Annotated in this window: 26 protein-coding genes and 1 tRNA gene; 26 read left to right on the top strand and 1 reads right to left on the bottom strand. The window is 34.0% G+C overall.

What is annotated here, in order from left to right; all coding sequences use genetic code 11:
• Positions 1–11: 11 nt before the first annotated feature.
• The 15 genes from uvrA to ACFWM3_RS03155 all read left to right on the top strand — a co-directional run bounded on the left by uvrA (position 12) and on the right by ACFWM3_RS03155 (position 14,701).
• The gene (gene uvrA, locus ACFWM3_RS03085; protein ID WP_390310373.1) at positions 12–2,870 is read left to right on the top strand and encodes an excinuclease ABC subunit UvrA; all 2,859 of its coding nucleotides are present in this window, start codon (positions 12–14) and stop codon (positions 2,868–2,870) included.
• Between the two features lie 229 nt (positions 2,871–3,099).
• Complete coding sequence (locus tag ACFWM3_RS03090) at positions 3,100–3,294, top strand: PspC domain-containing protein (protein WP_025568734.1); 195 nt, start codon at positions 3,100–3,102, stop codon at positions 3,292–3,294.
• Positions 3,295–3,669 carry a phage holin family protein gene (locus ACFWM3_RS03095; RefSeq protein WP_056469805.1) on the top strand — a complete coding sequence of 125 codons (375 nt, stop codon included), beginning with the start codon at positions 3,295–3,297 and terminating at the stop codon, positions 3,667–3,669.
• Positions 3,670–3,960: 291 nt separating this feature from the next.
• A complete protein-coding gene (gene hprK / locus ACFWM3_RS03100; protein WP_056469807.1) occupies positions 3,961–4,902 on the top strand; it encodes an HPr(Ser) kinase/phosphatase in 942 nt (313 codons plus the stop codon).
• A 21-nt stretch (positions 4,903–4,923) separates the two neighbouring features.
• Entirely contained in the window at positions 4,924–5,736 is an 813-nt protein-coding gene (lgt, locus tag ACFWM3_RS03105) for a prolipoprotein diacylglyceryl transferase (RefSeq protein WP_390310172.1), read from the top strand.
• Positions 5,737–5,763: 27 nt separating this feature from the next.
• A complete protein-coding gene (locus ACFWM3_RS03110) occupies positions 5,764–6,705 on the top strand; it encodes a nucleoside recognition domain-containing protein (RefSeq protein WP_390310174.1) in 942 nt (313 codons plus the stop codon).
• 13 nt (positions 6,706–6,718) lie between these two features.
• Positions 6,719–7,366 carry a pyrophosphatase PpaX gene (gene ppaX / locus ACFWM3_RS03115; RefSeq protein ID WP_056469814.1) on the top strand — a complete coding sequence of 216 codons (648 nt, stop codon included), beginning with the start codon at positions 6,719–6,721 and terminating at the stop codon, positions 7,364–7,366.
• Positions 7,363–7,863: an acyltransferase gene (locus ACFWM3_RS03120; RefSeq protein ID WP_390310176.1), complete on the top strand. Its 501-nt coding sequence runs from the start codon at positions 7,363–7,365 to the stop codon at positions 7,861–7,863. Before ppaX ends, ACFWM3_RS03120 begins: the two co-directional genes overlap by 4 nt.
• A gap of 174 nt (positions 7,864–8,037) precedes the next feature.
• The gene (locus tag ACFWM3_RS03125; RefSeq protein WP_056469819.1) at positions 8,038–9,537 is read left to right on the top strand and encodes a tetratricopeptide repeat protein; all 1,500 of its coding nucleotides are present in this window, start codon (positions 8,038–8,040) and stop codon (positions 9,535–9,537) included.
• 227 nt (positions 9,538–9,764) lie between these two features.
• Positions 9,765–10,712, top strand: coding sequence for a thioredoxin-disulfide reductase (trxB, locus tag ACFWM3_RS03130; protein ID WP_056469823.1), 948 nt, complete (start codon positions 9,765–9,767; stop codon positions 10,710–10,712).
• Positions 10,713–11,094: 382 nt separating this feature from the next.
• Positions 11,095–11,553, top strand: a complete 459-nt coding sequence (locus tag ACFWM3_RS03135; protein ID WP_056469826.1) for an NUDIX hydrolase — start codon at positions 11,095–11,097, stop codon at positions 11,551–11,553.
• A gap of 27 nt (positions 11,554–11,580) precedes the next feature.
• Positions 11,581–12,465, top strand: coding sequence for an RNase adapter RapZ (gene rapZ / locus ACFWM3_RS03140; RefSeq protein WP_056469828.1), 885 nt, complete (start codon positions 11,581–11,583; stop codon positions 12,463–12,465).
• Entirely contained in the window at positions 12,465–13,433 is a 969-nt protein-coding gene (locus ACFWM3_RS03145; protein WP_056469830.1) for a gluconeogenesis factor YvcK family protein, read from the top strand. The genes rapZ and ACFWM3_RS03145 overlap by 1 nt, the downstream gene beginning before the upstream one ends.
• Positions 13,434–13,472: 39 nt before the next feature.
• On the top strand, positions 13,473–14,423 hold the full coding sequence (gene whiA / locus ACFWM3_RS03150) for a DNA-binding protein WhiA (protein WP_056469831.1): 951 nt from the start codon (positions 13,473–13,475) through the stop codon (positions 14,421–14,423).
• 20 nt (positions 14,424–14,443) lie between these two features.
• Complete coding sequence (locus ACFWM3_RS03155) at positions 14,444–14,701, top strand: HPr family phosphocarrier protein (protein ID WP_056469843.1); 258 nt, start codon at positions 14,444–14,446, stop codon at positions 14,699–14,701.
• Between the two features lie 85 nt (positions 14,702–14,786).
• Here ACFWM3_RS03155 and clpP read toward each other — a convergent pair whose 3' ends face one another.
• On the bottom strand, positions 14,787–15,380 hold the full coding sequence (clpP, locus tag ACFWM3_RS03160) for an ATP-dependent Clp endopeptidase proteolytic subunit ClpP (protein WP_025568718.1): 594 nt from the start codon (positions 15,378–15,380) through the stop codon (positions 14,787–14,789).
• A gap of 846 nt (positions 15,381–16,226) precedes the next feature.
• Here clpP and ACFWM3_RS03165 point away from each other — a divergent pair.
• The 11 genes from ACFWM3_RS03165 (at position 16,227) to chbG (ending at position 24,343) form a co-directional block, all read left to right on the top strand.
• Positions 16,227–16,300, top strand: a tRNA-Arg gene (locus tag ACFWM3_RS03165).
• Positions 16,301–16,505: 205 nt separating this feature from the next.
• Positions 16,506–16,661, top strand: coding sequence for a hypothetical protein (locus ACFWM3_RS03170; RefSeq protein WP_156339647.1), 156 nt, complete (start codon positions 16,506–16,508; stop codon positions 16,659–16,661).
• A 311-nt stretch (positions 16,662–16,972) separates the two neighbouring features.
• The gene (locus tag ACFWM3_RS03175; RefSeq protein ID WP_390310179.1) at positions 16,973–17,266 is read left to right on the top strand and encodes a DUF6509 family protein; all 294 of its coding nucleotides are present in this window, start codon (positions 16,973–16,975) and stop codon (positions 17,264–17,266) included.
• A 336-nt stretch (positions 17,267–17,602) separates the two neighbouring features.
• Entirely contained in the window at positions 17,603–17,905 is a 303-nt protein-coding gene (locus ACFWM3_RS03180; RefSeq protein WP_335410042.1) for a PTS sugar transporter subunit IIB, read from the top strand.
• A 43-nt stretch (positions 17,906–17,948) separates the two neighbouring features.
• A complete protein-coding gene (locus ACFWM3_RS03185) occupies positions 17,949–19,304 on the top strand; it encodes a PTS sugar transporter subunit IIC (RefSeq protein ID WP_056469850.1) in 1,356 nt (451 codons plus the stop codon).
• 25 nt (positions 19,305–19,329) lie between these two features.
• Entirely contained in the window at positions 19,330–19,650 is a 321-nt protein-coding gene (locus ACFWM3_RS03190; protein ID WP_056469854.1) for a PTS lactose/cellobiose transporter subunit IIA, read from the top strand.
• 441 nt (positions 19,651–20,091) lie between these two features.
• Positions 20,092–20,394 (top strand): PTS sugar transporter subunit IIB, encoded by a 303-nt coding sequence (locus tag ACFWM3_RS03195; protein ID WP_056469857.1) that lies wholly within the window; start codon positions 20,092–20,094, stop codon positions 20,392–20,394.
• A gap of 44 nt (positions 20,395–20,438) precedes the next feature.
• Positions 20,439–21,794 carry a PTS sugar transporter subunit IIC gene (locus tag ACFWM3_RS03200; protein WP_390310182.1) on the top strand — a complete coding sequence of 452 codons (1,356 nt, stop codon included), beginning with the start codon at positions 20,439–20,441 and terminating at the stop codon, positions 21,792–21,794.
• Positions 21,795–21,816: 22 nt separating this feature from the next.
• Complete coding sequence (locus tag ACFWM3_RS03205) at positions 21,817–22,137, top strand: PTS sugar transporter subunit IIA (protein WP_056469863.1); 321 nt, start codon at positions 21,817–21,819, stop codon at positions 22,135–22,137.
• A 72-nt stretch (positions 22,138–22,209) separates the two neighbouring features.
• The gene (locus tag ACFWM3_RS03210; RefSeq protein ID WP_098231984.1) at positions 22,210–23,547 is read left to right on the top strand and encodes a 6-phospho-beta-glucosidase; all 1,338 of its coding nucleotides are present in this window, start codon (positions 22,210–22,212) and stop codon (positions 23,545–23,547) included.
• A gap of 79 nt (positions 23,548–23,626) precedes the next feature.
• The gene (chbG, locus tag ACFWM3_RS03215) at positions 23,627–24,343 is read left to right on the top strand and encodes a chitin disaccharide deacetylase (protein ID WP_390310185.1); all 717 of its coding nucleotides are present in this window, start codon (positions 23,627–23,629) and stop codon (positions 24,341–24,343) included.
• Positions 24,344–24,351: the final 8 nt, after the last annotated feature.

The following is a 24,351-nucleotide window of genomic DNA, read 5'->3' on the forward strand; positions in this document are numbered from 1 at the left end:
ACTTGAAAAGTATGAATGAAATAATTATTAAAGGGGCCAGAGCGCATAACTTAAAAAATATCGATGTAACGATCCCTCGCAATCAATTAGTAGTTGTGACTGGTTTATCGGGATCAGGTAAGTCATCTCTAGCATTCGATACGATTTATGCAGAAGGTCAACGCAGATATGTAGAATCTTTATCTGCTTATGCTCGTCAATTTTTAGGTCAAATGGATAAACCTGATGTTGATTCAATTGAAGGACTTTCACCTGCGATTTCAATTGATCAAAAAACGACTAGCCGAAATCCTCGTTCGACAGTTGGTACTGTAACAGAGATTTACGACTATTTAAGACTTCTGTATGCTCGAATTGGAACGCCGATTTGTCCAAATCACGGTATTGAAATTACTTCTCAAACAGTCGAACAAATGGTAGATCGTGTAATGGAGTATCCTGAACGAACGAAACTTCAAGTACTTGCTCCTGTGGTATCTGGTCGTAAAGGGACACATGTAAAAGTATTTGAAGAAATAAAAAAACAAGGGTTCGTTCGTGTTCGTGTTGATGGTGAGCTATTTGATGTATCTGATGAAATAGAATTAGAGAAAAATAAGAAGCATTCAATCGAAGTTGTAATTGACCGTATTGTCGTAAAAGATGGTGTAGCGTCTCGATTAGCTGATTCTCTTGAAACAGCTTTAAAACTAGGAGAAGGTCGAGTAATCATTGATGTAATAGGTGAAGAAGAATTACTTTTTAGTGAACATCATGCATGTCCTTTATGTGGTTTCTCAATTGGGGAATTAGAGCCGCGTATGTTTTCGTTTAACAGCCCGTTTGGAGCTTGTCATTCATGTGATGGATTAGGAACAAAATTAGAAGTGGATATAAACTTAGTTATCCCAAATGATGAATTAACACTTAAAGAAAATGCTATAGCACCATGGGAATCAATTAGCTCAATGTATTATCCTCAATTACTAGAGAGTGTTTGTAATCATTACGGCATTGATATGAATATTCCATTTAAAGACATACCAAAAGAACTACAAGATAAAATTCTTTATGGTAGTAATGGCGAACAAATCTATTTTAAATACGATAACGAGCAAGGTCATGTACGTGAAGCGATGATTGAATTTGAAGGTGTTATTTCGAATGTAGAGAGACGTTTTAAAGAAACATCTTCAGATTTTATTCGTGAGCAAATGGAAAAGTACATGGCGCAACAGCATTGTCCAACTTGTAAAGGGCATCGTTTAAGAAAAGAGGCTCTTGCAGTATTTATTGGTGGCTTGCATGTTGGTGAAGTAACAAAAATGTCAGTTAAAGAAGCGTTTGATTTCTTTGGATCGCTTGATTTAACGCCAAAACAAGAAAAAATTGCAAATCTAATCCTTCGAGAAATTAGAGAGCGGTTAGGCTTTTTAGTAAATGTAGGTTTGGATTATTTAACATTGAACCGAGCTGCAGGTACATTATCTGGTGGAGAAGCTCAACGAATTCGTTTGGCGACTCAAATTGGTTCGAGATTAACTGGTGTATTATATATTTTAGATGAGCCATCGATTGGATTACACCAACGTGATAATGATCGTTTAATCTCAACATTGTTAAATATGAGAGACATCGGAAATACTTTAATTGTTGTAGAGCATGATGAAGATACGATGCTTGCAGCAGATTATTTAATTGATATCGGACCGGGAGCCGGTATTCACGGTGGCCAGGTCATTTCACAAGGAACTCCAAATGAAGTAATGAATGATCAAAATTCATTAACAGGGAAGTACTTATCAGGTGAAAAGTTTATTCCTGTACCACTTGAGCGTAGAAAAGGCGATGGACGTGAAATTAAAATTGTTGGAGCAAAGGAAAATAATTTAAAAAATGTATCAACTTCATTCCCATTAGGTACGTTCGTTGCGGTAACGGGTGTATCAGGATCAGGGAAAAGTACATTAATTAATGAGATTTTATATAAATCATTAGCTCAAAAATTAAATGGTTCGAAAGTACGTCCAGGGGAGCATAAAGAAATTAAAGGCATTGAACAATTGGAGAAGGTTATTGATATTGATCAATCACCAATTGGTCGTACTCCTCGTTCTAATCCGGCTACTTATACTGGTGTATTTGATGATATTCGAGATGTATATGCTGCTACGAATGAGTCAAAAGTTCGTGGTTATAAGAAAGGTCGGTTTAGCTTCAACGTTAAAGGTGGAAGATGTGAAGCATGTCGAGGCGATGGAATTATTAAAATAGAAATGCATTTCTTACCTGATGTTTACGTACCATGCGAGATTTGTCATGGTAAACGATATAATCGAGAAACGTTAGAAGTAAAATATAAAGATAAATCGATATCTGAAGTTTTAAATATGACGGTTGAGGATGCAGTTTCCTTCTTTGAAAATATTCCTAAGATTAAACGCAAACTTCAAACGTTATACGATGTAGGTTTAGGTTATATTACATTAGGTCAACCTGCTACGACTTTATCTGGCGGAGAAGCACAGCGTGTAAAACTAGCCTCCGAGCTTCATAAACGTACGAATGGAAGAACTTTATATATATTAGATGAACCTACTACAGGGCTTCATGTTGATGATATTGCTCGATTATTAGTTGTTTTACAAAGACTAGTAGATAATGGAGATACTGTACTTGTAATTGAACATAACCTAGATGTGATTAAAGCAGCCGACTATCTAATCGATCTAGGACCAGAAGGTGGAGACAAAGGTGGGACTATCGTAGCAACCGGTACACCAGAGAAATTATGTAAAGTCGAAGCGTCTCATACAGGTAAGTATTTAAAAGTGGTATTAGAACGGGACAAAGCTAGAATGGAAAAAAGAATGGCATTGATGGAGTCTTAATCTTAAAAAGATAGTCTCAAAATAAATTGAAAAAGAGATACAAAGAATAGGACTTAAACTCCTTTTCTTTGTATTTGTTTTTATATAGGCATTTTAATGTTATTCATAGTTCCTTTTACTTGAAAAGTAGTCCACATTTCTTTAATGTTTTAACATAGAATAAATAATGAAATAGAAAAATTAGTAATGATAAAAAAATGAGGACGTATCGATAGAGAGGAGATTTTTTTTGAAAAAACTATATCGATCTTCTAAAGATTCCATGCTTGCGGGTGTATGTGGTGGATTAGGTAAGTATTTTAATTTGGACAGTACATTAATCCGTTTACTGTTTGTTATTTTATTCTTCGTAGGATTTGGAGCACTTCTATTTGTGTATTTAATTTGGATATTTGTTGTTCCAGAAGAAGGTGACGTGAAATAAATGAGATGGTTTTTTTCATTAGCTATTAATAGCTTAGTTTTTATTGTAGTAGCAGGATTTCTGCAACCAGATTTTTATGTAAAAAATGTTCCAACAGCTATAATAGCTGCGTTGGTGTTATCGATCTTAAATACAATTATTCGTCCAATCTTAATATTAATAACTTTACCTGTAACCATTTTTACGATGGGATTATTCCTGTTTATTATTAATGCATTTACGTTAGAAATTACTGATTATTTATTAGGGGATGCCCTACGAGTAAATGGTTTTGGAACTGCTATTATTGCATCGATTCTAATTAGTACATTCAGTATGTTAATTCAATATTTTGTGTTTGGTTCAAAGGACAAAAAAAAGCATAGTCATCGGTAAAAAAGAGGAGTCTCTTAAGTTAAAGTACTTTTGAGAGTCTCTTTTTTTTGTTTTTTAAATTAGTGGGGAAGTCGAATTATATGTGAACTCCATTGATATATGACTGATGAGGGGTGCTATAATGCTAAAACTGATTGTTTAGTTATAAAATTCAGTTGATAAATTCACTTTTACATTAATGATTTTTAATCGTTTTAGCGCAGATAGTGATTTGTCGACATTTTCCCACAAAGTTTAAAAATGGTACAATATGAGAGATAATACATAATTATTAATCCTTAGGAGGCTTGTATGGCTAAATTACGTACAAAGAATTTAGTTGAGTATTTTAAATTAGAGGTCATTAGTGGAAGTGCGGGTTTGAATCGTTCGATTAACACGACTGACTTATCTCGCCCAGGTATAGAGGTTGCAGGTTTTTTTACATACTATCCATCTGATCGAGTACAAATATTAGGGAAAACAGAATTAACTTTTTATCATAGCTTAACTGACGAAGAAAAACAGGGTCGATTAAGAAAGCTTTGTGCAGATGATACGCCTTGTATCATTGTGACACGAGGTTTAGAAATTCCATCCGAATTAATCGAAGCGGGTGAAGAAACTGGCGTACCTATTTTACTATCAAACAGTAAGACAACTACAGCGTACAGTAGACTTACGAGTTATTTAGAGGCTAAACTTGCCCCAACTACAGCGTTACACGGTGTACTAGTTGATATTTACGGTGTCGGTGTATTAATTACTGGAAAAAGTGGAGTAGGTAAAAGTGAAACAGCCCTAGAGTTAGTAAAACGTGGTCATCGATTAGTAGCAGATGATTCAGTAGAGATTCGTCAAACTGATGAGGATACGCTGATTGGTTCATCGCCAGAATTAATTGAACATTTATTGGAAATTCGTGGATTAGGAATTATTAATGTAATGACTCTTTTCGGAGCAGGGTCTGTACGAAATTACAAGCGTATTACGTTGAACATTGATTTAGAGACTTGGGACTCTCAAAAGGTTTACGATCGAGTTGGTTTAGACGATGAAAAACTCAGAATATTAGATACAGATATTTCGAAAATTACATTACCTGTTCGACCAGGGCGAAATTTAGCTGTTATTATTGAAGTAGCAGCGATGAATTTCCGTTTGAAAAATATGGGTGTAAACGCAGCGCAGCAATTTGCAGATCGTTTAGAGAAGGTAATTCAAGGCGGTAATAATGTTAGTGATTTAATTTAATGAAAAAGTGGGGAAATTGAAATGGAGTCAAATATTCAGCCATTAGATAAAGTATTTTTACACTTAGGTCCTCTTTCAATAAAGTGGTATGGGGTATTGATTGGATTAGGAGTTGTTTTAGGTTTATGGTTGGCAATTCGTGAAAGTAAACGACGTGGAATACCTGATGATACATTTTTAGATTTAATTTTAGTAGCTCTACCTTCAGCAATTATAGGGGCTAGAATTTATTATGTGCTCTTTGAGTGGAACTACTATTCTAAGCATGTTAGTGAAATACCGGCAATTTGGCATGGTGGTTTAGCTATTCACGGTGGTTTAATTGGAGCATTTATTGCTAGTTATTTCTTTGCAAAGAAAAGAGGCATTTCATTTTGGAAGCTTGCAGATATAGCAGCACCAAGTATTTTAGTAGGCCAAATGCTTGGACGTTGGGGGAACTTCATGAACCAAGAGGCTCATGGTGGGCCAGTAACTAGAGCATTTTTAGAAAGTCTTCATTTACCTACTTGGATTATTAATCAAATGTATATTGATGGAACGTATTATCATCCAACGTTTTTATATGAATCTCTATGGAGTTTATTAGGGATTATTTTCTTACTAATTTTGAGAAGAGTGAATCTTAGACGTGGTGAAATGTTTTTAACATATTTAATTTGGTATTCAATTGGTCGTTACTTTATTGAAGGATTAAGAACAGATAGTTTAATGTTAACAAGTACTATTAGAATGGCTCAATTTATTTCAGTCGTGATTATCGTACTATCTATTATCATTCTTGTTTATCGTAGAGTTAAGGGGTTATCGAATGAGCGTTATTTAGACGCATAAGTTTGTAAAACAGGAGTGGGGAGCACGTTGGAAACTTTAAAGAGAGGGTTACTAGTTGGTTTACAAACTTCTTGGAAAATAGGGAAAATAATTTTCCCTATTTCTTTCATTTTAACGATTATTAAAGAAACTGCTCTAATGGACTGGTTTGTTCATATTCTTGAACCATTAATGAGTTTTATTGGTTTAAAGGGAGATGCGGCATTAGTATTAGTTTTAGGAAATGTTTTAAATCTATATGCAGCTCTTGGAGCAATGTTACCGATGGATTTAACTGTTAAGGAGGCATTGATCCTTGCAGTTATGTTAAGTTTTTCTCATAATCTATTTGTTGAAACGACAGTAGCTACTGCTGTAGGGGTTCGAGCATCTTTTGTTGTTTTAGTAAGGATAGGTTTTGCAATTTTATCAGCTATTTGTATCCATTTCTTTTGGTCTGGTGGAACAGAAATTGTTCATAAAGGCATTGCAGTTGCAGAAAGCGCTAACCAGACAGGATGGGATATCGTTTATACTGCCATCATTTCGTCATTAATGGGGATTTTAAACCTTATTAAAATTGTTTTTCCATTAATGCTAGTTATTCAAATTGCAAAAGATTTTGGGTGGATGAATTATATAACAAAATTATTATCGCCATTTACTAAATTAATTGGAGTTGAAGCAAAAGCTGGAGTTACATTAGCTGCGGGATTGTTTTTTGGATTAGCTTTTGGAGCAGGCGTTATGATTCAAGCCGTTAAAGAAGATGGTGTTTCGAAACGTGATTTATACCTCGTTTTCTTATTTTTAGTAGCTTGTCATGCTGTAGTAGAAGATACACTTCTCTTTATTCCTTTAGGGATTCCAGTCTTATACTTATTTTTAATTCGATTCTTTGTCGCGTTAATTGTTACTTGTATAGTTGCGAGAATCGTAGGAAGAGTAGGTAGGAAAACTGAATCAAGTTTAAAAGCTGAAGTGAAATAGAAAGGAAATTCTTATGAAAATAAATACGATCCTATTTGATTTAGATGGTACTTTAATCAATACAAATGAATTAATTATTGCTTCTTTTTTGCATACTTTGAATAAATATTATCCTGAACAATATAAACGTGAACATGTTATACCTTTTATGGGTCCAACTTTAACTGAATCTTTCTCTACGGTAGATGAAGAAAGAGTTGAAGAGTTGATCTCGGAATATCGCCGTTTTAATATGGAGATGCATGATGAGTTTGTTGAGGAGTATGAAACGGTTTATGAGACGATTGAAACTTTACACAAATTAGGCTATAAAATTGGAATTGTAACAACAAAGGCACGAAATGTTGTTGAGATGGGCTTAAGTTTTGGTCGATTAAAGCAATTCTTTGATACTGTTATCACAATTGATGATGTGCAAAATGCAAAGCCACATCCAGAACCAATTCAATTAGCTTTAAAAAAATTAAATTCTATTCCCGAAGAGAGTATAATGGTGGGCGATAATTACCATGATATTGAAGGTGGTCAAAATGCTGGAACGAAAACAGCAGGTGTTGCTTGGTCACTAAAGGGAAAAGATTTTTTAGCTACTTTTAAACCTGATTTTATGCTTGAAAAGATGAGCGATATCTTACCAATTCTAGGAATTGATGAGAATTGAGGAAAACGAAACGCTACCTAATTGAAGGTGAGAATTCACTTTGGCAAGTGTACAAGACTGTTTCATTTTGGAAAACATTTCGAAATGTCATTGTTATTGAAATAGCTCGTTATGTCCCATTCTTTAGACTGAAAAACTGGATTTATAGGAATCTTATTGGAATGAAAGTAGGAGAGTATACATCCTTTGCGTTTAAAGTAACGCCTGATTTAATGTTTCCAGAATTAATTTCAATTGGTAAGAATTCGATTATCGGCTATAATACAACAATCTTGGCGCATGAATATTTAATTAATGAATATCGATTAGGAGAAGTCATTATTGGTAATAATGTGTTAATTGGTGCAAATACGACAATCTTGCCGGGTGTCACAATCGGTGATGGTGCGAAAGTTTCAGCTGCAACACTTGTCAACAAGGATGTTCCAGCTGGTGCGTTCGTAGGAGGTAATCCCATGGTTATTATTTCATTACCTCAATCTGAAACTACTATTTAACCTCTTAAAAAAGTGGTTTTCAATATTTTTTGTTTCGGTTAAAATAATACTTTGACAACTTATTTAGATAATGTGGAAATTGTACGTTCGTTTAAAATTCTTATAATTTGGACGGCGACTATTTCCTCTTTTTATGTGATATACTGTGATAAGCTTGAAAAACTGGAGGATCGAATGTCTGAAAATTTGGGGAATCAAACAAATCAATTTCATAATGTCGTTTCGTTCTCGTTACCGAAAGATTATTTCTACGAAAAAGGGATGAAAGCTTATAATAGTAACGATTCCGAGCAAGCGATTTATTATTTAAAAAAAGCTGCTGAAAATGAAGAAAATCAAACAGTTCTTATAGATATTTCTAGAAAGCTTTTATCATTACATCAATATCAAACTACGATTACAATTTTAGAATATATTTTAGATAAATATCCAACAAATGAGGATGTATATTATTTATTAGCATTTGCATTTTTTGAATTAGGATTGTTCCAAAAAGCTAATTTGTACGCTCAAAAGTATTTAGAAATTGGTACGGATGAAGAGCAATTAGAAGAACTAGAAGACTATTTAGATATTATTCATAGTGAAGAAGATGATGATTTAAGTATTAATGATGATTTATTAGTGCTTCAAGAGCGAGTTACAAGCTATTTGGCAAATCATGATTGGAAATCAGCTAAAACAACTTTACTTAGTATTGTTGATAAGTATCAAGAATTTTGGCCAGCTTATAATAATTTAGCTTTAGTAGAGCTTCATTTAGGGAATCCTGAGGAAGCTGAAAGAGTATTACAATATGTTTTAGAGGAAAATCCAGGTAATTTATCAGCTTTAATTCATTTAACAATGCTAAAAAGAATATTAAATGAACAAGAAATTGCTCTACAATATCTGGAAAGCTTATCAAATATTGTTCCAATTTCTGAAGAGCACCGCCACAAGCTTGGTGTACTTTTCTATCAATTCAAGAAGTATGAAGAAGCATATAAGTTATTTAATTTACTTTATATGGAACGACCAGATCGTGAAATACAGTTTTATTATATGTTCTGTGATGCAGCCTATCAATCTGGAAGAACTGAAACAGCGGAGCGTATATGGAATTTTGAGATGACGAGTGAATTTGATGATCATGAGGAATTGGCTCCTTGGGCTGAAAAAAAACATTCATCGAATGAAATCGAACAATTGATGGCAGAAACAGAGTACCAAGCAAAATACTCCAATTCGAATAGTGAGAGATGGGGATTAATTTATTTTATGAAGGAATATTATTATGAACAAAAATTTAGTTCGATCCTTCAAGATTTAAATCCATTAGAAAATATTGGTCTCGATGAACAATTAGAACAAGTTCTTCTAAATAATATGTGTTATTTAGAGCCACATCCATCATTGAATATTGCGATTAACGGAGCAAAGAAAGTCCAAACAACTTGGGAAGAAGATTATATAATACTACGTAATCATCTTCAATTGTGGTTTTTCGCTATTTGTGAACTTACATTAAAATATAAAGAATTACCTGTAAATGAAGAAGTTTTATTAGCTGCAACACATTATCTTGTTGAAAATGAAGTGAAACGTGTATCACAAAAGAAAATTGCAGCAAACTATAATATCTCTACCTATTTATTAAATAAAGGCATTAGCGCCATTCGAAGCTTGTTTTAATACCAGATGGTGTTAATGCAAGCTTTCTTTATTTCACATTAAGGTGAGTTTAAGTTGGTAGCAAGAAATCGTACACTACGTAGTATCTTCGCCTAAAAGGCTCGGAAGTCGACGAGTTTTCTTTATCATGAGCATATGATTTGTTGTTTTATGTCTTCGCGTATTAGGATAGTGATAGTTAATGAAGTAGGGCAATTAGCCATTTAAGTACAAGGAGTGATTAAGTAATGGAAGAAAAAATTTATGATGTTATTATCATTGGAGCTGGTCCTGCAGGGATGACTGCAGCTGTATATACATCTCGTGCAAATCTTTCTACATTAATGATGGAACGTGGTATTCCAGGTGGACAGATGGCAAATACTGAAGAAATTGAAAACTACCCAGGTTTTGATAGTATTTTAGGTCCAGATTTATCAAATAAAATGTTTGATCATGCGAAAAAATTTGGTGCTGAATATGCTTATGGGGACATTAAAGAAATTATCGACGGTAAAGAATATAAAACAATAGTTGCTGGTAAAAAAGAGTACAAAACACGCGCAATTATTATTTCAACTGGTGCAGAATACAAAAAAATTGGTGTTCCAGGTGAGCAAGAGCTTGGAGGACGTGGTGTATCATACTGTGCTGTTTGTGATGGGGCATTCTTTAAAGATAAAGAATTAGTTGTAATAGGTGGCGGAGATTCAGCAGTAGAAGAAGGCGTATATTTAACTCGATATGCTTCTAAAGTTACAATCGTTCACCGTAGAGATCAATTACGAGCTCAAAAAATCCTTCAAGACCGTGCATTTGCAAATGAAAAGATTTCATTTATTTGGAATTCAACAATTAAAGAAGTTAACGGAACTGATGGTAAAGTAAGTAGCGTAACGCTTGTAGATACTAAAAATGGTGAAGAATCTGAATTTAAAACAGATGGAGTATTTATCTATATTGGAATGCTTCCATTAACAAAACCATTCTTAAATTTAGGCATTACAAATGAAAATGGATATATCGAAACAAATGATGTAATGGAAACAAGAGTACCAGGTATTTTTGCTGCTGGTGATGTTCGTGAAAAAACTTTACGTCAAGTTGTAACAGCTACTGGAGACGGAAGTATTGCTGCTCAAGCAGTACAACATTATATCGAAGAACTAAAAGAAGAATTATCTAAAACTAACTGATCTTAATTAAAAACGATAAAGTGATTTATAAAATTAAGTTTTAGAATTGTGAACGAAATTGTAATATTCTGAAACTTATATGTAATTAGGGTGTAACTCTCTTGAAATATAGTTCCTGTAATATAGACAATAACCAGAGAGCCCCCTAATATATATAGGAACATGGATATGCGCTTGTCCATGTTCCCTTTTTTTGTCTCCGAAAGTGATCGACTTTGTTCCTCAACCCTAGTTTTAACCTACAAAATCTTTTCCTTTAGTCAGGACCTTTCTACCCTAATTCCTATTCTTAACAAGTTGTTGTCTGACTAGTTTAACGGTATAATATAGATTGGGCAGTTTCAACCAACTGCAAGTCCAAATTGTAAGTGAGGTATAAGAAATGCAAAGAGTTACACATTGTGTTTTGGTAAATGAAAATAATATCCTCTTGCTACAAAAACCTAGAAGAAACTGGTGGGTTGCACCCGGCGGTAAGATGGAGCCAGGTGAAAACATTAGAGAAGCAGTTGTTCGTGAATATCGTGAAGAAACAGGTGTTTACTTAAAAAACCCAAAATTAAAAGGTGTTTTTACAATTATTATAGAAGAAGATGCTAAGGTAGTGAATGAATGGATGATGTTTTCATTTTTGGCTACCGAGTTTGACGGTGAAAATCAAGATGAGTGTGAAGAAGGAATTCTTCGCTGGCATGCAATAGATGAAGTGAAAAATCTTCCTATGGCAGCAGGAGACTATCACATAATTGATTATTTACTAAAGGGTAAAGAAATTTTACATGGTACCTTTGTATATACACCGGATTTTGAATTATTAAGATATCGTTTAAATCCTAGTTAACCGAAATTATAGAAAGGGTTGAGTTAAATGCCTACAAGATCACATGTAAAAATGGTTATTATAACTGGAATGTCAGGGGCTGGAAAGACTGTCGTTGTTCAAGCGTTAGAAGATATCGGTTATTTCTGTGTTGATAATCTTCCTCCTGCTCTACTTCCAAAATTTGTAGAGCTATTAAAGGACCCGGATCACAATACAACAGATAAAGTTGCTCTTGTTATGGATTTACGAGGAAGAGAATTTTTTGATCAGTTAGGGAATTCATTAGATCAATTAATGTCTACTCCATCAATCATCCCTCAAATTTTATTTTTAGATGCAACGAACGCTGCACTTGTTACTCGCTACAAAGAAACTCGTCGTTCACATCCCCTTTCTCCAACGGGATCTCCATTAAAAGGAATTGAGTTGGAGCGTACTCTTTTAGCTGAGGTAAAAGGGCGTGCACAATTAATTTATGATACATCAGATTTAAAACCTAAAATATTACGAGAAAAAATAATTGAACAATTTAGAGAAAATGAACAAGAAGGTTTCTCTGTAAATATTCAGTCATTCGGTTTTAAGTACGGAATACCGATTGATGCGGATTTAGTATTTGACGTACGATTTTTACCAAACCCATTTTACATTGAATCAATGCGTCCTTTAACTGGCTTAGATCAAGAAGTATCCTCTTATGTTCTTAAATTTAATGAGACAACCGAATTTATGCTGAAATTAATTGATTTAATTAGTTTTATGTTACCTCAATATAAAAGAGAAGGTAAACGACAATTAATCATTGCGATCGGATGTACGGGTGGACAGCATCGCTCTGTTACTTTAGCAGAGTATTTAGCTAACTACTTTAAAGATCAATATGATACGAATATTAGCCATCGGGACGTTGAAAAAAGGAGTCATAAGTAATGATTAGTCAACGTTCGAAAATAGTAATAATTGGAGGCGGAACGGGACTATCTGTTTTAGTTCGCGGATTAAAAAAACATCCCGTTGATATTACCGCTATCGTTACAGTCGCAGATGATGGTGGCAGCTCTGGACGATTACGTGACGAGTTAAAAATTCCACCGCCTGGTGATGTACGAAATGTACTTGCCGCGTTATCAGATGTGGAACCGATGTTGGAAGAATTATTCCAACATCGCTTTGCTACATCTGGAGACCTTTCTGGACATTCTCTTGGTAATTTAATGCTAAGTGCAATGACTGCAATTACAGGTGATTTTTATCGTGCAATCATTGAAATGAGAAGGGTATTAAATGTTAGAGGTAAAGTTATACCAGCAGCTAATCAAAGTGTCGTATTAAAAGCTGAATTAGAAGACGGTACAATTGTTTCAGGTGAATCAAAAATTCCTTATTCTGGTAAGAAGATTAAAAGAGTATTTTTAGCACCAGGAAATGTTGAACCTTTAAAAGAGGCACTTGATGAAATTAGTCGTGCTGACTTAATTGTAATTGGACCGGGTAGTTTATATACGAGTATCCTTCCTAATCTATTAGTTACTAAAATTGGGAAGGCTGTTATAAATTCAAAAGCTAAAAAAGTATATGTATGTAATGTGATGACTCAAGCGGGTGAAACTTTGCATTATACAGCTAGTGACCATGTAAAAGCTCTATACGAACATTTAGACTCAAGTTTTATCGATACAATTATTGTAAATGAAGGCATGATGCCAAAAAATATTTTAGAACTTTATAAAGAAGAACATGCTCAACAAGTAAAACTAGATATAAATGAGCTAAAATCTTTAAATCTAGAAATAGTTCATAAGTCGATCGTTAAATATGATGATAATGTGATTAGGCATGATACTGTAAAATTAGCTGAAATCTTATGTGACCTAATCCCGACAAAAATAAAAGAATAATGAAAAAATATTTAGAGCTAGAAGGAGGGGGTGATTCAAATGTCCTTTGCATCAGAAACGAAAAAAGAATTAACAACGATTGAGATCAAAGATTGTTGTTCAAAATCTGAGCTATCCTCTTTAATTCGAATGAATGGTTCATTATCAATTGCGAATCGCCAATTTATTGTAGATGTAGTTACTGAAAATGCAGCAATTGCTAGAAGAATATATGTATTAATTAAACGTGTTTATGATGTGGACGTTGAATTGCTCGTTCGTAAAAAAATGCGTCTTAAAAAGAACAATGTATATATTGTCCGAATAAAAGAAGAAGCGAAACATATTTTAAATGATCTTTATATAACTGGTGAAGGATTTACCTTTACAAATGAAATAGCGAAAGAGCTAATTGCGAAGAAATGTTGTAAACGCTCCTATTTAAGAGGTGCTTTTCTAGCTGGTGGTTCGGTAAATAATCCAGAGACATCTTCATATCATTTAGAAATTTTTTCACTATATAAAGAGCATACGGAAGAAATTTGTCGTCTAATGAATGAATTCGGATTAAATGCTAAAACACTGGAGAGACGTAAAGGTTATATTACGTATTTAAAGGAAGCAGAAAAAATTACTGAGTTTTTAAACGTTGTTGGTGCTCATTCAGCTTTATTAAGGTTTGAAGATATCCGCATTGTAAGAGATATGAGAAACAGTGTTAATCGTCTAGTGAATTGTGAAACTGCGAACTTAAATAAAACGATCAGTGCAGCCTTCAGGCAAATTGAAAATATACGTTATATCCAAAACTCTGTTGGTTTAGATATATTACCACCAAAGCTACGTGAAATTGCAGAACTTCGAGTAGCGTATGAGGATGTAACATTAAAAGAGTTAGGTGAAATGGTATCTAGCGGTGCAATTAGTAAATCAGGAATCAATCATCGACTACGTAAAATTGATGAAATAGCTGATAAATTAAGAGCGGGAGAATCAATAAAAATAAAATAAAAGTTAAGAGGGAAGAAAAAATGATTGAGAAAAAAGGGAGAGTACTATTAGAAACAGGAATACAGGCTCGTCCAGCAGCGCAATTTGTTCAAGTTGCTACGAGATTTCGTTCAGAAGTATTATTAGCTTACAAAGGTAAACAAGTAAACGTTAAGAGTATTATGGGTGTTATGAGTCTAGCTGTACCTCATGGAGAAGAAATAGTAATTACTATTTCTGGCGACGATGAAGTTGAAGCGATGGAAGCAGTAATGGACTTTATTGGGGAAGAAATTTAATGTAATTGGACATTCACAAGTTGGATGTCCAACTTTTTTTTCTAATAAAAAAACTAGCCGAAAAATTACGGCTAGTTTTTTATTATTATTTAATAGCTGCAGTATTAGAAATTACTTTATCAATTAATCCGTATTCTAATGCACGGTCTGCAGTCATAAAGTTATCACGCTCTGTATCACGCTCGATCGTATCTAATGGTTGACCAGTACGATCTGCAAGAATTTTGTTTAATTTATCACGTAAGAACAAGATTCGCTTAGCTGCAATTTCGATTTCGGTAGCTTGACCTTGAGCACCACCTAATGGTTGGTGAATCATAACTTCTGCATTTGGAAGAGCATATCTCTTACCTTTTTCCCCAGCAGATAATAAGAAAGCACCCATTGAAGCCGCCATACCAATACAAATTGTAGATACTTGAGGCTTAATGAAGTTCATCGTATCATAAATAGCCATACCAGCAGTAATACTTCCTCCTGGACTATTTATGTATAATGAAATATCCTTATCTGGATCTTCTGCTGCTAAAAATAAAAGTTGTGAAACGATTGAGTTAGCTACGTTATCATCGATTGCGCTACCTAACATGATGATGCGGTCTTTTAATAGACGAGAGTATATATCATACGCACGCTCACCACGACTTGTTTGTTCAATAACTGTAGGAATTAAATTCATTTTTTCTCCTCCTTGTTTAAAACAAATGAATGATTAATACAATAATACCTTTAAGGTCAGAAAAGGTCAAATAAAAGAGATGCTATATTTAATGTATTATTTTAACTAAAAAATATTGACCTTTTATAACATATCTATTTATCTAATACTTCAACATCATTAACGACTTTTCCTATTATTAAACGTAACTTTATGTAGTTTTTCTTTTGATTAGTTAAAAAACTAATAACTTAATGATTCGAGTATATTCTTGTTTGAAAACAGGGCCATGTTAAATTACTAAATTTTCGTAAAAGGAGTAGAGTGATGTTGATTTCCAACGAAAAAAGTTTACGATAAAAAGCTACTTTAATATCCTTTACTTAGCGTAAAATAATAGTATATAAATTAAGATCAAACAAGAACTTATAAACTAATCATTTGGAATTATTAATCTAAACTTTGTTCTAAATTTTTTAACCTCTGAAAAAACAATTAATAAAGTTTATTAGAATTAAATATAATCTCAGGGTGTCCCCTGTATTTAGAGGATGATGAGTTTCAAGGCATTTACTGGTACCAACAAGTCATCAAATCAAAAAAGAAAAACGTATAAATCAAAATTTATAGAAGAAAACACACACAAACCATTCAAAAGTGCATCTTCTTCTTTTTCCTAATCAAAAAGAAACCTAAATCATTGCGGTCAGAACATTCTAACGATATAATAAAATATAAGATTTTCTTATAAACTTACGAATAAGCTACATAGCGAAATATCAGCGCACCAATCGAGCCACACCTTGCAATTACCTACTTAGATTGGAGCGACAAAAATAATATACATATTTTCCTTTTAAATATCATGCGTTCGTAGCTCAGTTGGATAGAGCATCGGTTTCCGGTACCGTGTGTCGCAGGTTCGAATCCTGTCGAGCGCGCTAAAAGAATAAACCGAGTGATAAAATCTGTAAATTTACAGATCTATCACTCGGTTTTTATTTTTCCTCAGTTAAACACATAATCTCAGCCCTAAATCCTATCCTTTCCCTACAACTAAAGATGTACTAAAACTCCATCCAATGAAGAATGGGTTCCCTTTACTTAAATTCATATATTTAAAGTAAATAAAAGGAGGTCATTCATATGGAAATGAATTCTTGGATTCTTGAGGAAATGGCAAGGTTTAATAAAGAAGAAATGGAAAGAGAACTAAAGTTTAATGAAACTTATAAATTGTACTCAACATCTAAAAAGAAAAAATACTGCATCGATCTAAAAATCATTAAATTCTGTTTTTAAACTAGAGAATGCTTAAAATCATTTTAAATTTACTATAAAAAGAGCCGAGTGATTTTATTTTTATAAAATTAATCGATTCTTTTGCTACTTCTATTTTTTTCCTCTTTCCCTTTTTCTAAATATATGTTATATTACTCTTTGCGATGAGCTAATTTGAGTAAGACGAGAGATATGCGCAAGCTAAACGCGCGGATGTGGCCGCCCGGTCTCTCGCCTCAAACGCATCAAGACGTCTGCTGCGGCAGGCGTCTTTCTTTTTGTTCATTTCTTTGTGTATAATAGTACATATTATAATTGAAGGGAATGTTTTTGTGTTAACGATTACAGAATACACTGTAGAAGAAATAAAAGATCCATTTGGTATCATTGAAGGTGATCGATATGAGTTTATTCTTTATATCAATGTACCAGAGGATGATGAATTATATAATGAAAAAGGTATATACATGAAAGCGCTTTTCGGAGTAAATGGTGACGAGTCGAAATTAATTAAATATGACTTGTATGAAGCTGAATCAAATCAGTATTTAGATTTTGATTTGGAAGAAGATGAAGAAAAAGAAGTATTCGAATTTTGTAAAACTCATTTAACAGTTGAAGATTAATGTTAATGTGTTATTGAATGACACACTTCAGCTTAGAAGATATCCTATATTGGGTATTTCGCAACACACTACTGTGTAATTTTTAAACACAGTACTGATTATGATTACACACTTATAAAACACTATTATTTTAGGAAAAATATTATGTTTTGAAAACCTTGGATCTTCAAGGTTTTTTTTGTTGAGCCTTCAAATAAAAAGATTTTTTAGAATATTGGCACAGATTTTGCAATATTTAAATTGATTCACAACTTGTCCTTGTAACGCGTAATTCTTTTGTCATTATTTGTAAAAATGTAAGCGTTTCATCGATGAGGAAAATTGAGGAGGTGTAGGATGAATATCTTATTGGTATGTTCTGCAGGAATGTCGACTAGTCTACTAGTTACAAAAATGGAACAAGCAGCTAAGGCAAAAGGAATTCAGGCAACAATATGGGCTGTTGCTGGTGATGAGGCAAAAGAAAATTTAGCCAAAGCGGATGTATTACTACTTGGTCCACAGGTTCGTTATCTAGCTTCAGAAATGAAGAAGCTGGCTGAACCTAAAGGAATACCAGTAGATACGATTAATCCAGTACATTATGGATTGATGAATGGGGAAGCTGTTTTAGAAATGGCTTTAAATTTGAAAAAATAAAACGGGGAATTAAAAATCTAGAGAGAAAAGAAGGTGCATTAAAATGATGCGTTTTGCTGAGAAGTATATAATGCCTGCTGCAGCGAAGTTTGGTAATCAACGTCATTTGTTAGCGATCCGTGATGCGTTAATTGGTATGATTGCCATTACGATGATTGGAGCTTTTGCTGTACTTATTAATAACTTAGGTGGCGCAATCCATGGCTACGATAAAATGATGGAAACAGTCTTTGGTGCAAACTGGAAAACACTAGGTAGTGATATTTGGTGGGGAACATTTGCATTTATGACCGTATTTGCCGTAGTTGGGATCGCACATAGATTAGCGCGTTCTTATGGTGATGAAGGTTTTGAAGCGATGCTTGTTGCATTAGCATGTTATTTTGTTCTTGTTCCACAATCATTAGCTGCAGTATCTGTTACGTTAAATGGTGGAAAGACAGCTACAGGTGGAACTTGGGGATTTATTAGTTGGAATTCATTAAACTCAACAGCTTTATTTACAGGAATTATCGTTGCGATTATTGCAACTGAAATTTTTGTACGCTTAGCTAGAGTGAAACAATTAGTTATTAAATTACCAGACGGCGTTCCGCCAGCAGTATCAAAAGCATTTGCGAAGTTATTACCAGGTATGTTAACAATTTTTATCGTTGCATTAGTTGGCTTATTGTTTAGATTATACATTTCGGATGGCGTATTCTTTAATGATTGGTTAAATTCGGTTCTTGTAAAACCATTAACTGATGCAGCAGATTCATTAGGATTTGCAGTTGCGATTGCATTCTTTGTACATTTTTTCTGGGCGATTGGATTACATGGTCCAAATATTTTAGGAGGTATTACAACTCCTTTATTAACAACTCTAGGTAACCATAACATCGATTTATATGCTAAAGGTGTGACAGATTTAGATAAGTATTCTGTGTTAGCAGGTCCATTCTTAGATGCATTCGTATATATGGGTGGATCAGGTACTACAATCGGTTTACTAATTGCGATGTTCTTAGTTAACCGTAAACGTCATAAACAGATGATTGCTTTAGGAACACCACCAGGATTATTTAATATTAATGAACCGATTATTTTCGGTTTACCAATTGTGTTAAACCCAGTATGGTTAATCCCATTTATCTGTACTCCAATTATTTTAACGATTATTTCTTATTTAGCTGTTCAATCGCATATTGTTTTCCCGGTTGTTTCTACAATCCCTTGGGTAACTCCACCAGTTATAGGTGGCTATTTAGCAACTGGTGGTCATTGGAGCGGTGCAGTTTTAGCGCTTGTTAACGTAGTGATTTCAATTGTTATTTACTTACCATTCGTTGTAGTAGCTGAAAGAATGGAAGCTAGAAAGTCAACAGAAACGACAAGTAGTAATTCATTAAATGTATAATAGAATGTGAAGGAGAAGAGTGCAAATGCCTACCGACACAAATAATGAACAAATTGCATTTCAGCTAATATTACATTCTGGTAATGCTAAGAGTTTATTAATGGAAGCAATGTATAAAGCTCGTGATGGAGAGTTCGAGGAAGCTCGTGGGAAAGTAAACGAAGCGAATGCGGAACTTAGGCTGGCTCATCATTCACAAACTTCACTTATACAAAGTGAAGCAGGAGGGCAACAATACAAAATTAATATTCTTTTAGTACATGCACAGGATCATTTAATGAACACTCTAACAACAAGAGATTTAGTAGAGGAAATTATTTACTTGCATGAAAAGATTTCACTTTAATACTTGATAAAAAAGTGATGTAGACTAATTCTACATCACTTTTTTTCATAGATTACTAGAACAAAATGTATAATTTAAGTGAAAATCGTGAAAGTGTTTTAAAACACTACATTATAGTGTATATAAATCACGACACACTAACAGAGTAATAACACACTAAAACAATTTAAGAAGATTTACGAACAATCTTTAACACACTAGACGTTTTAAGTTACTTTCCTTTTAAAGCAAAGAAAAAAGATTTCATGTCTATGAATCCTTATAGGGCAAGGTTTCTATAATTAAATTATATATTTTTTTATAAGACAGAAAAAGTTGGCACGCCATTTGCAGTATAAAGAGTGTACAGAATAAATTAATTTGCAGTTGCTTAAGAATCTTGTTTTTACTTTTAAACAAATTTGTAAGCGCTACACTATATTTAATATTGGAGGAATAACGATGAATATTTTATTAGCTTGTTCAGCAGGAATGTCTACTAGTTTACTAGTAACTAAAATGGAGGATGCAGCAAAAGCAAAAGGGATTGAAGTAAAGATTTGGGCGGTTTCAGGTGATGCTGCAAAAGAAAACTTAGATAAAGCAGATGTTCTTTTATTAGGACCACAAGTTCGTTATTTAGCTTCTGAAATGAAAAAAGTTGCCGAGCCAAAAGGGATACCAGTTGATGTAATCAATCCAGTACATTATGGACTAATGAATGGTGAAGCTGTTTTAGAATTAGCACTTAGTTTAAAAAAATAGTCATGATCGTAGCATAACTTTTAAACAAAAGGGAGTCTTAAAAAATGATGAATTTTGTAGATAGATACATAATGCCAGCTGCAGCAAAGTTCGGTAACCAACGTCATTTGTTAGCAATATGCGATGCGTTAATCGGTATGATTGCCATTACAATGGTCGGTTCGTTTGCAGTTTTATTCAATAATTTAGGTGGAGCGATCAAAGGTTACGACAAGATGATGGAAGCTCTTTTTGGAGTGGACTGGAAGACATTAGGTGGAGACATTTGGTGGGGTACATTCGCATTTATGACTGTATTCGCAGTTGTAGGGATTGCTTATAAATTGGCACGTTCTTATGGTGATGAAGGATTTGAAGCAATGCTTGTCGCATTAGCGTCATATTTTGTACTAGTGCCACAATCATTAAATACAGTAACGGTTACATTAGAAAATGGAAAAACAGCAACTGGTAGTGTTTGGGGATTAGTGAACTCTACTTATACTAATTCAACTGCACTTTTTACTGGAATAATCGTTGCAATTATCGCAACAGAAATTTTTGTTCGCTTATCAAGAGTAAAGCAATTAGTTATTAAATTACCAGATGGTGTACCACCAGCAGTATCAAAAGCATTTGCGAAGCTATTGCCAGGTATGCTAACAATCTTGGTGATCGCGATTGTTGGATTGTTATTCAGATTATATTTATCGGATGGAGTATATTTTAATGATTGGTTAAGCTCAGTACTTGTTAAGCCATTAACGAATGCTGCAGACTCTTTACCGTTTGCAATCGGTATAGCATTCTTTATTCATTTCTTCTGGATGCTTGGCTTACATGGACCAAACATACTAGGTGGAATTACGACACCATTATTTACAGCTTTAGGAAATGAAAATATTGATTTAGCAGCAAAAGGTGTTACAAAGTGGAGTGAATACAATGTAATGGCAGGCCAGTTCTTTGATGCATTTGTATTCTTAGGTGGATCAGGTGCTACATTAGGGTTAATCATTTCAATGATATTAATTAATCGAAAACGTAATAAACAAATGATTGGATTAGGTGGGGCACCAGGTTTATTTCAAATTAATGAACCAGTTCTTTTCGGATTACCAATCGTGTTAAATCCAATGTGGTTAGTTCCATTCATTGGTACACCAATTATCTTAACAATTATTTCATATTCAGCGATTTCTTTAGGTATGGTTCACCCAGTAACTACGAATATTCCATGGGTAACTCCACCAATTTTAGGTGGGTGGTTAATTACAGGGGGACATTGGACAGGTGCAGCCTTAGCGGCATTTAACTTAGTTATCTCTGTGGTTATTTATTTACCTTTCGTTGCACTACAAAGACGAATGGAATCTAAAAAAATGAAAGAAGCAGCAAATAATCAAAGTGCTGCTATGTAATGCAGTTTGAGGAGGATACGAAATGAGTACTGTAACGACAATCGAGCAAACAGCATTCCAATTAATCTTACACGCAGGAAACGCAAAAAGCTCACTAATGGAAGCTATGCAAGCTGCTAGAGCGGGTAATTTAGAAGAAGCAAATAGTAAGATTGAAGAGGCAAAAGTAGAATTAAATCATGCGCACCATGCACAGACTTCTTTAATTCAAGGTGAAGCACGTGGAGAGAATGTCACATTAAGTATCTTATTAATTCATGCTCAAGATCATTTAATGAATGCATTAACGATGAGAGATTTAGTAACAGAAATAATTTTCCTACATGAAAAATTAAATAAATAAGAGAAACTAGAAAAGTAGTTTCCTAGAATGACCGGACTACTTTTCTACTATCATATAGAAGGAGTGAAGAGAATGAGAAACGGTATTAAAATTGCAACAATTGGTGGCGGTTCAAGTTATACTCCAGAATTAGTAGAAGGATTTATTAAACGTTATGATGAACTACCTGTAAGAGAGTTATGGCTAGTGGACATTGAAGAAGGTAGAGAGAAACTTGAAATCGTTGGAAATCTTGCGAAAAGAATGGTAGAAAAAGCAGGGGTACCAATGGAAATTCATTTAACCCTTGATCGACGTGCTGCTCTTAAAGATGCTGACTTTGTTACGACACAATTTCGTGTAGGTTTACTTGAAGCGCGTATGAAGGATGAGCGTATTCCTTTAAAATATGGGGTGATTGGCCAAGAAACAAATGGTCCTGGTGGATTGTTTAAAGCACTTCGTACAATTCCAGTTATTTTAGATATCGTTAAGGATATTGAGGAGCTATGTCCAAATGCTTGGCTAGTAAACTTTACGAATCCTACAGGTATTTTAACAGAAGCGATTTTAAGATATACAAATTTCCGTAAAGTAGTTGGTTTATGTAATGTACCAATTCATATTCACATGAACATTGCAAAAGGTCTTGGGGTAGAAGCTGAGCGTGTGCATATTGATTTTATGGGATTAAATCATATGGTTTATGGAACAAAAGTATTATTAGATGGTGAAGATGTAACAAGTCGTGTTGTAAGTGAGTTTGCACGCCCTGCTGAAAGTATGACGATGCAAAATATTAAGGCAATGGATTGGAATCCTGATTTTATTGAAGCACTTGGGGCGATTCCATGTCCGTATCATCGCTACTACTATCAAACGAAAGTAATGTTAGAGGAAGAGCTTGAAGCGGCGAAAAAAGATGGTACGCGTGCTGAGGTTGTAAAAAAATTAGAAGAATCATTATTCGAATTATATAAAGATCCTAATTTAAATATTAAGCCACCACAATTAGAAAAACGTGGCGGGGCTTATTATAGTGATGCTGCATGCCGATTAATTTCATCATTATATAACAATAAAGGTGATATCCAACCTGTTAACACAATGAATAATGGAGCTATTGCATCAATTCCTGATGATTGTGCTGTTGAAGTAAGTGCCGTTATTACAAAAGACGGTCCAAAACCACTTACGATGGGTGACTTGCCAGTTGCGGTACGCGGTTTAGTTCAACAAATTAAATCATTCGAACGTGTTGCTGCGGAAGCTGGAGTAACTGGTGATTATAAAACAGCATTACTTGCTATGTGTATTAACCCATTAGTTGGATCTGATAATTTAGCAAAACAAATTCTAGATGAAATGTTAGAAGCTCACAAAGAGCATTTACCTCAATTCTTTAAAAATGAAAAAGTAGCAGCAAATTAACGATTAAAAAGAGGGATGTAGCTCGAATGAATGAGTGCGTCCCTTTTTAACATACAAAAATGAAAAAGGGGAATGAATGATGACGAAGCTTATTGTAAATGCAGATGATTTCGGCTATTCAAAGGGTGTAAATTATGGCATTATTGAAGCGCATCTGAATGGAATAGTGAACTCCGCGACTATGATGATGAATATGTATGCTGTGGAGCACGGGATCGAACTAGCAAAATTACATCCTTCATTAGGACTAGGAGTACATCTTGTATTAACAGCGGGTAAACCATTATTAACAGATTTACAAACAATCGTAGATCAAAATGGTGCTTTCCTTAAAAATAGTTATTGGTATGACAATCCGGTTGCTAATGTAGAAGAAGTTGAAAAGGAATGGGATGCGCAAATTCAAAAGTTCCTTTCCTTTGGTTTGAAGCCTACACATCTAGATAGTCATCACCATGTGCATATGATTCCATTCCTACACCCAGTTATTGCAAAACTATCTAAAAAGTATGATCTTCCAGTCCGTATTTCTCCAAAAAGTAAAATAGACGGGATCACCCCTTTTACAGATCAATTATTAACCGATTTTTATGGAAGTGACATTCCAGCAAACTATTTTGAGACAATAGAAGAAAGAATAACTAACGGTATAGAGTCGGTAGAAGTTATGGTACATCCTGCATTAGTAGATAATCATTTAAAAAATGGTACTTCTTATGGCTTTGAAAGATTAACAGAACTAGATATCTTAACGAACGCCAAACTTCCAAAGGGAGTAGAGTTAGTAAAATATTAAAATAGAAT

It is taken from the genome of Gottfriedia sp. NPDC058432, assembly GCF_042721555.1.
Taxonomy (GTDB): domain Bacteria; phylum Bacillota; class Bacilli; order Bacillales; family Bacillaceae_G; genus Gottfriedia.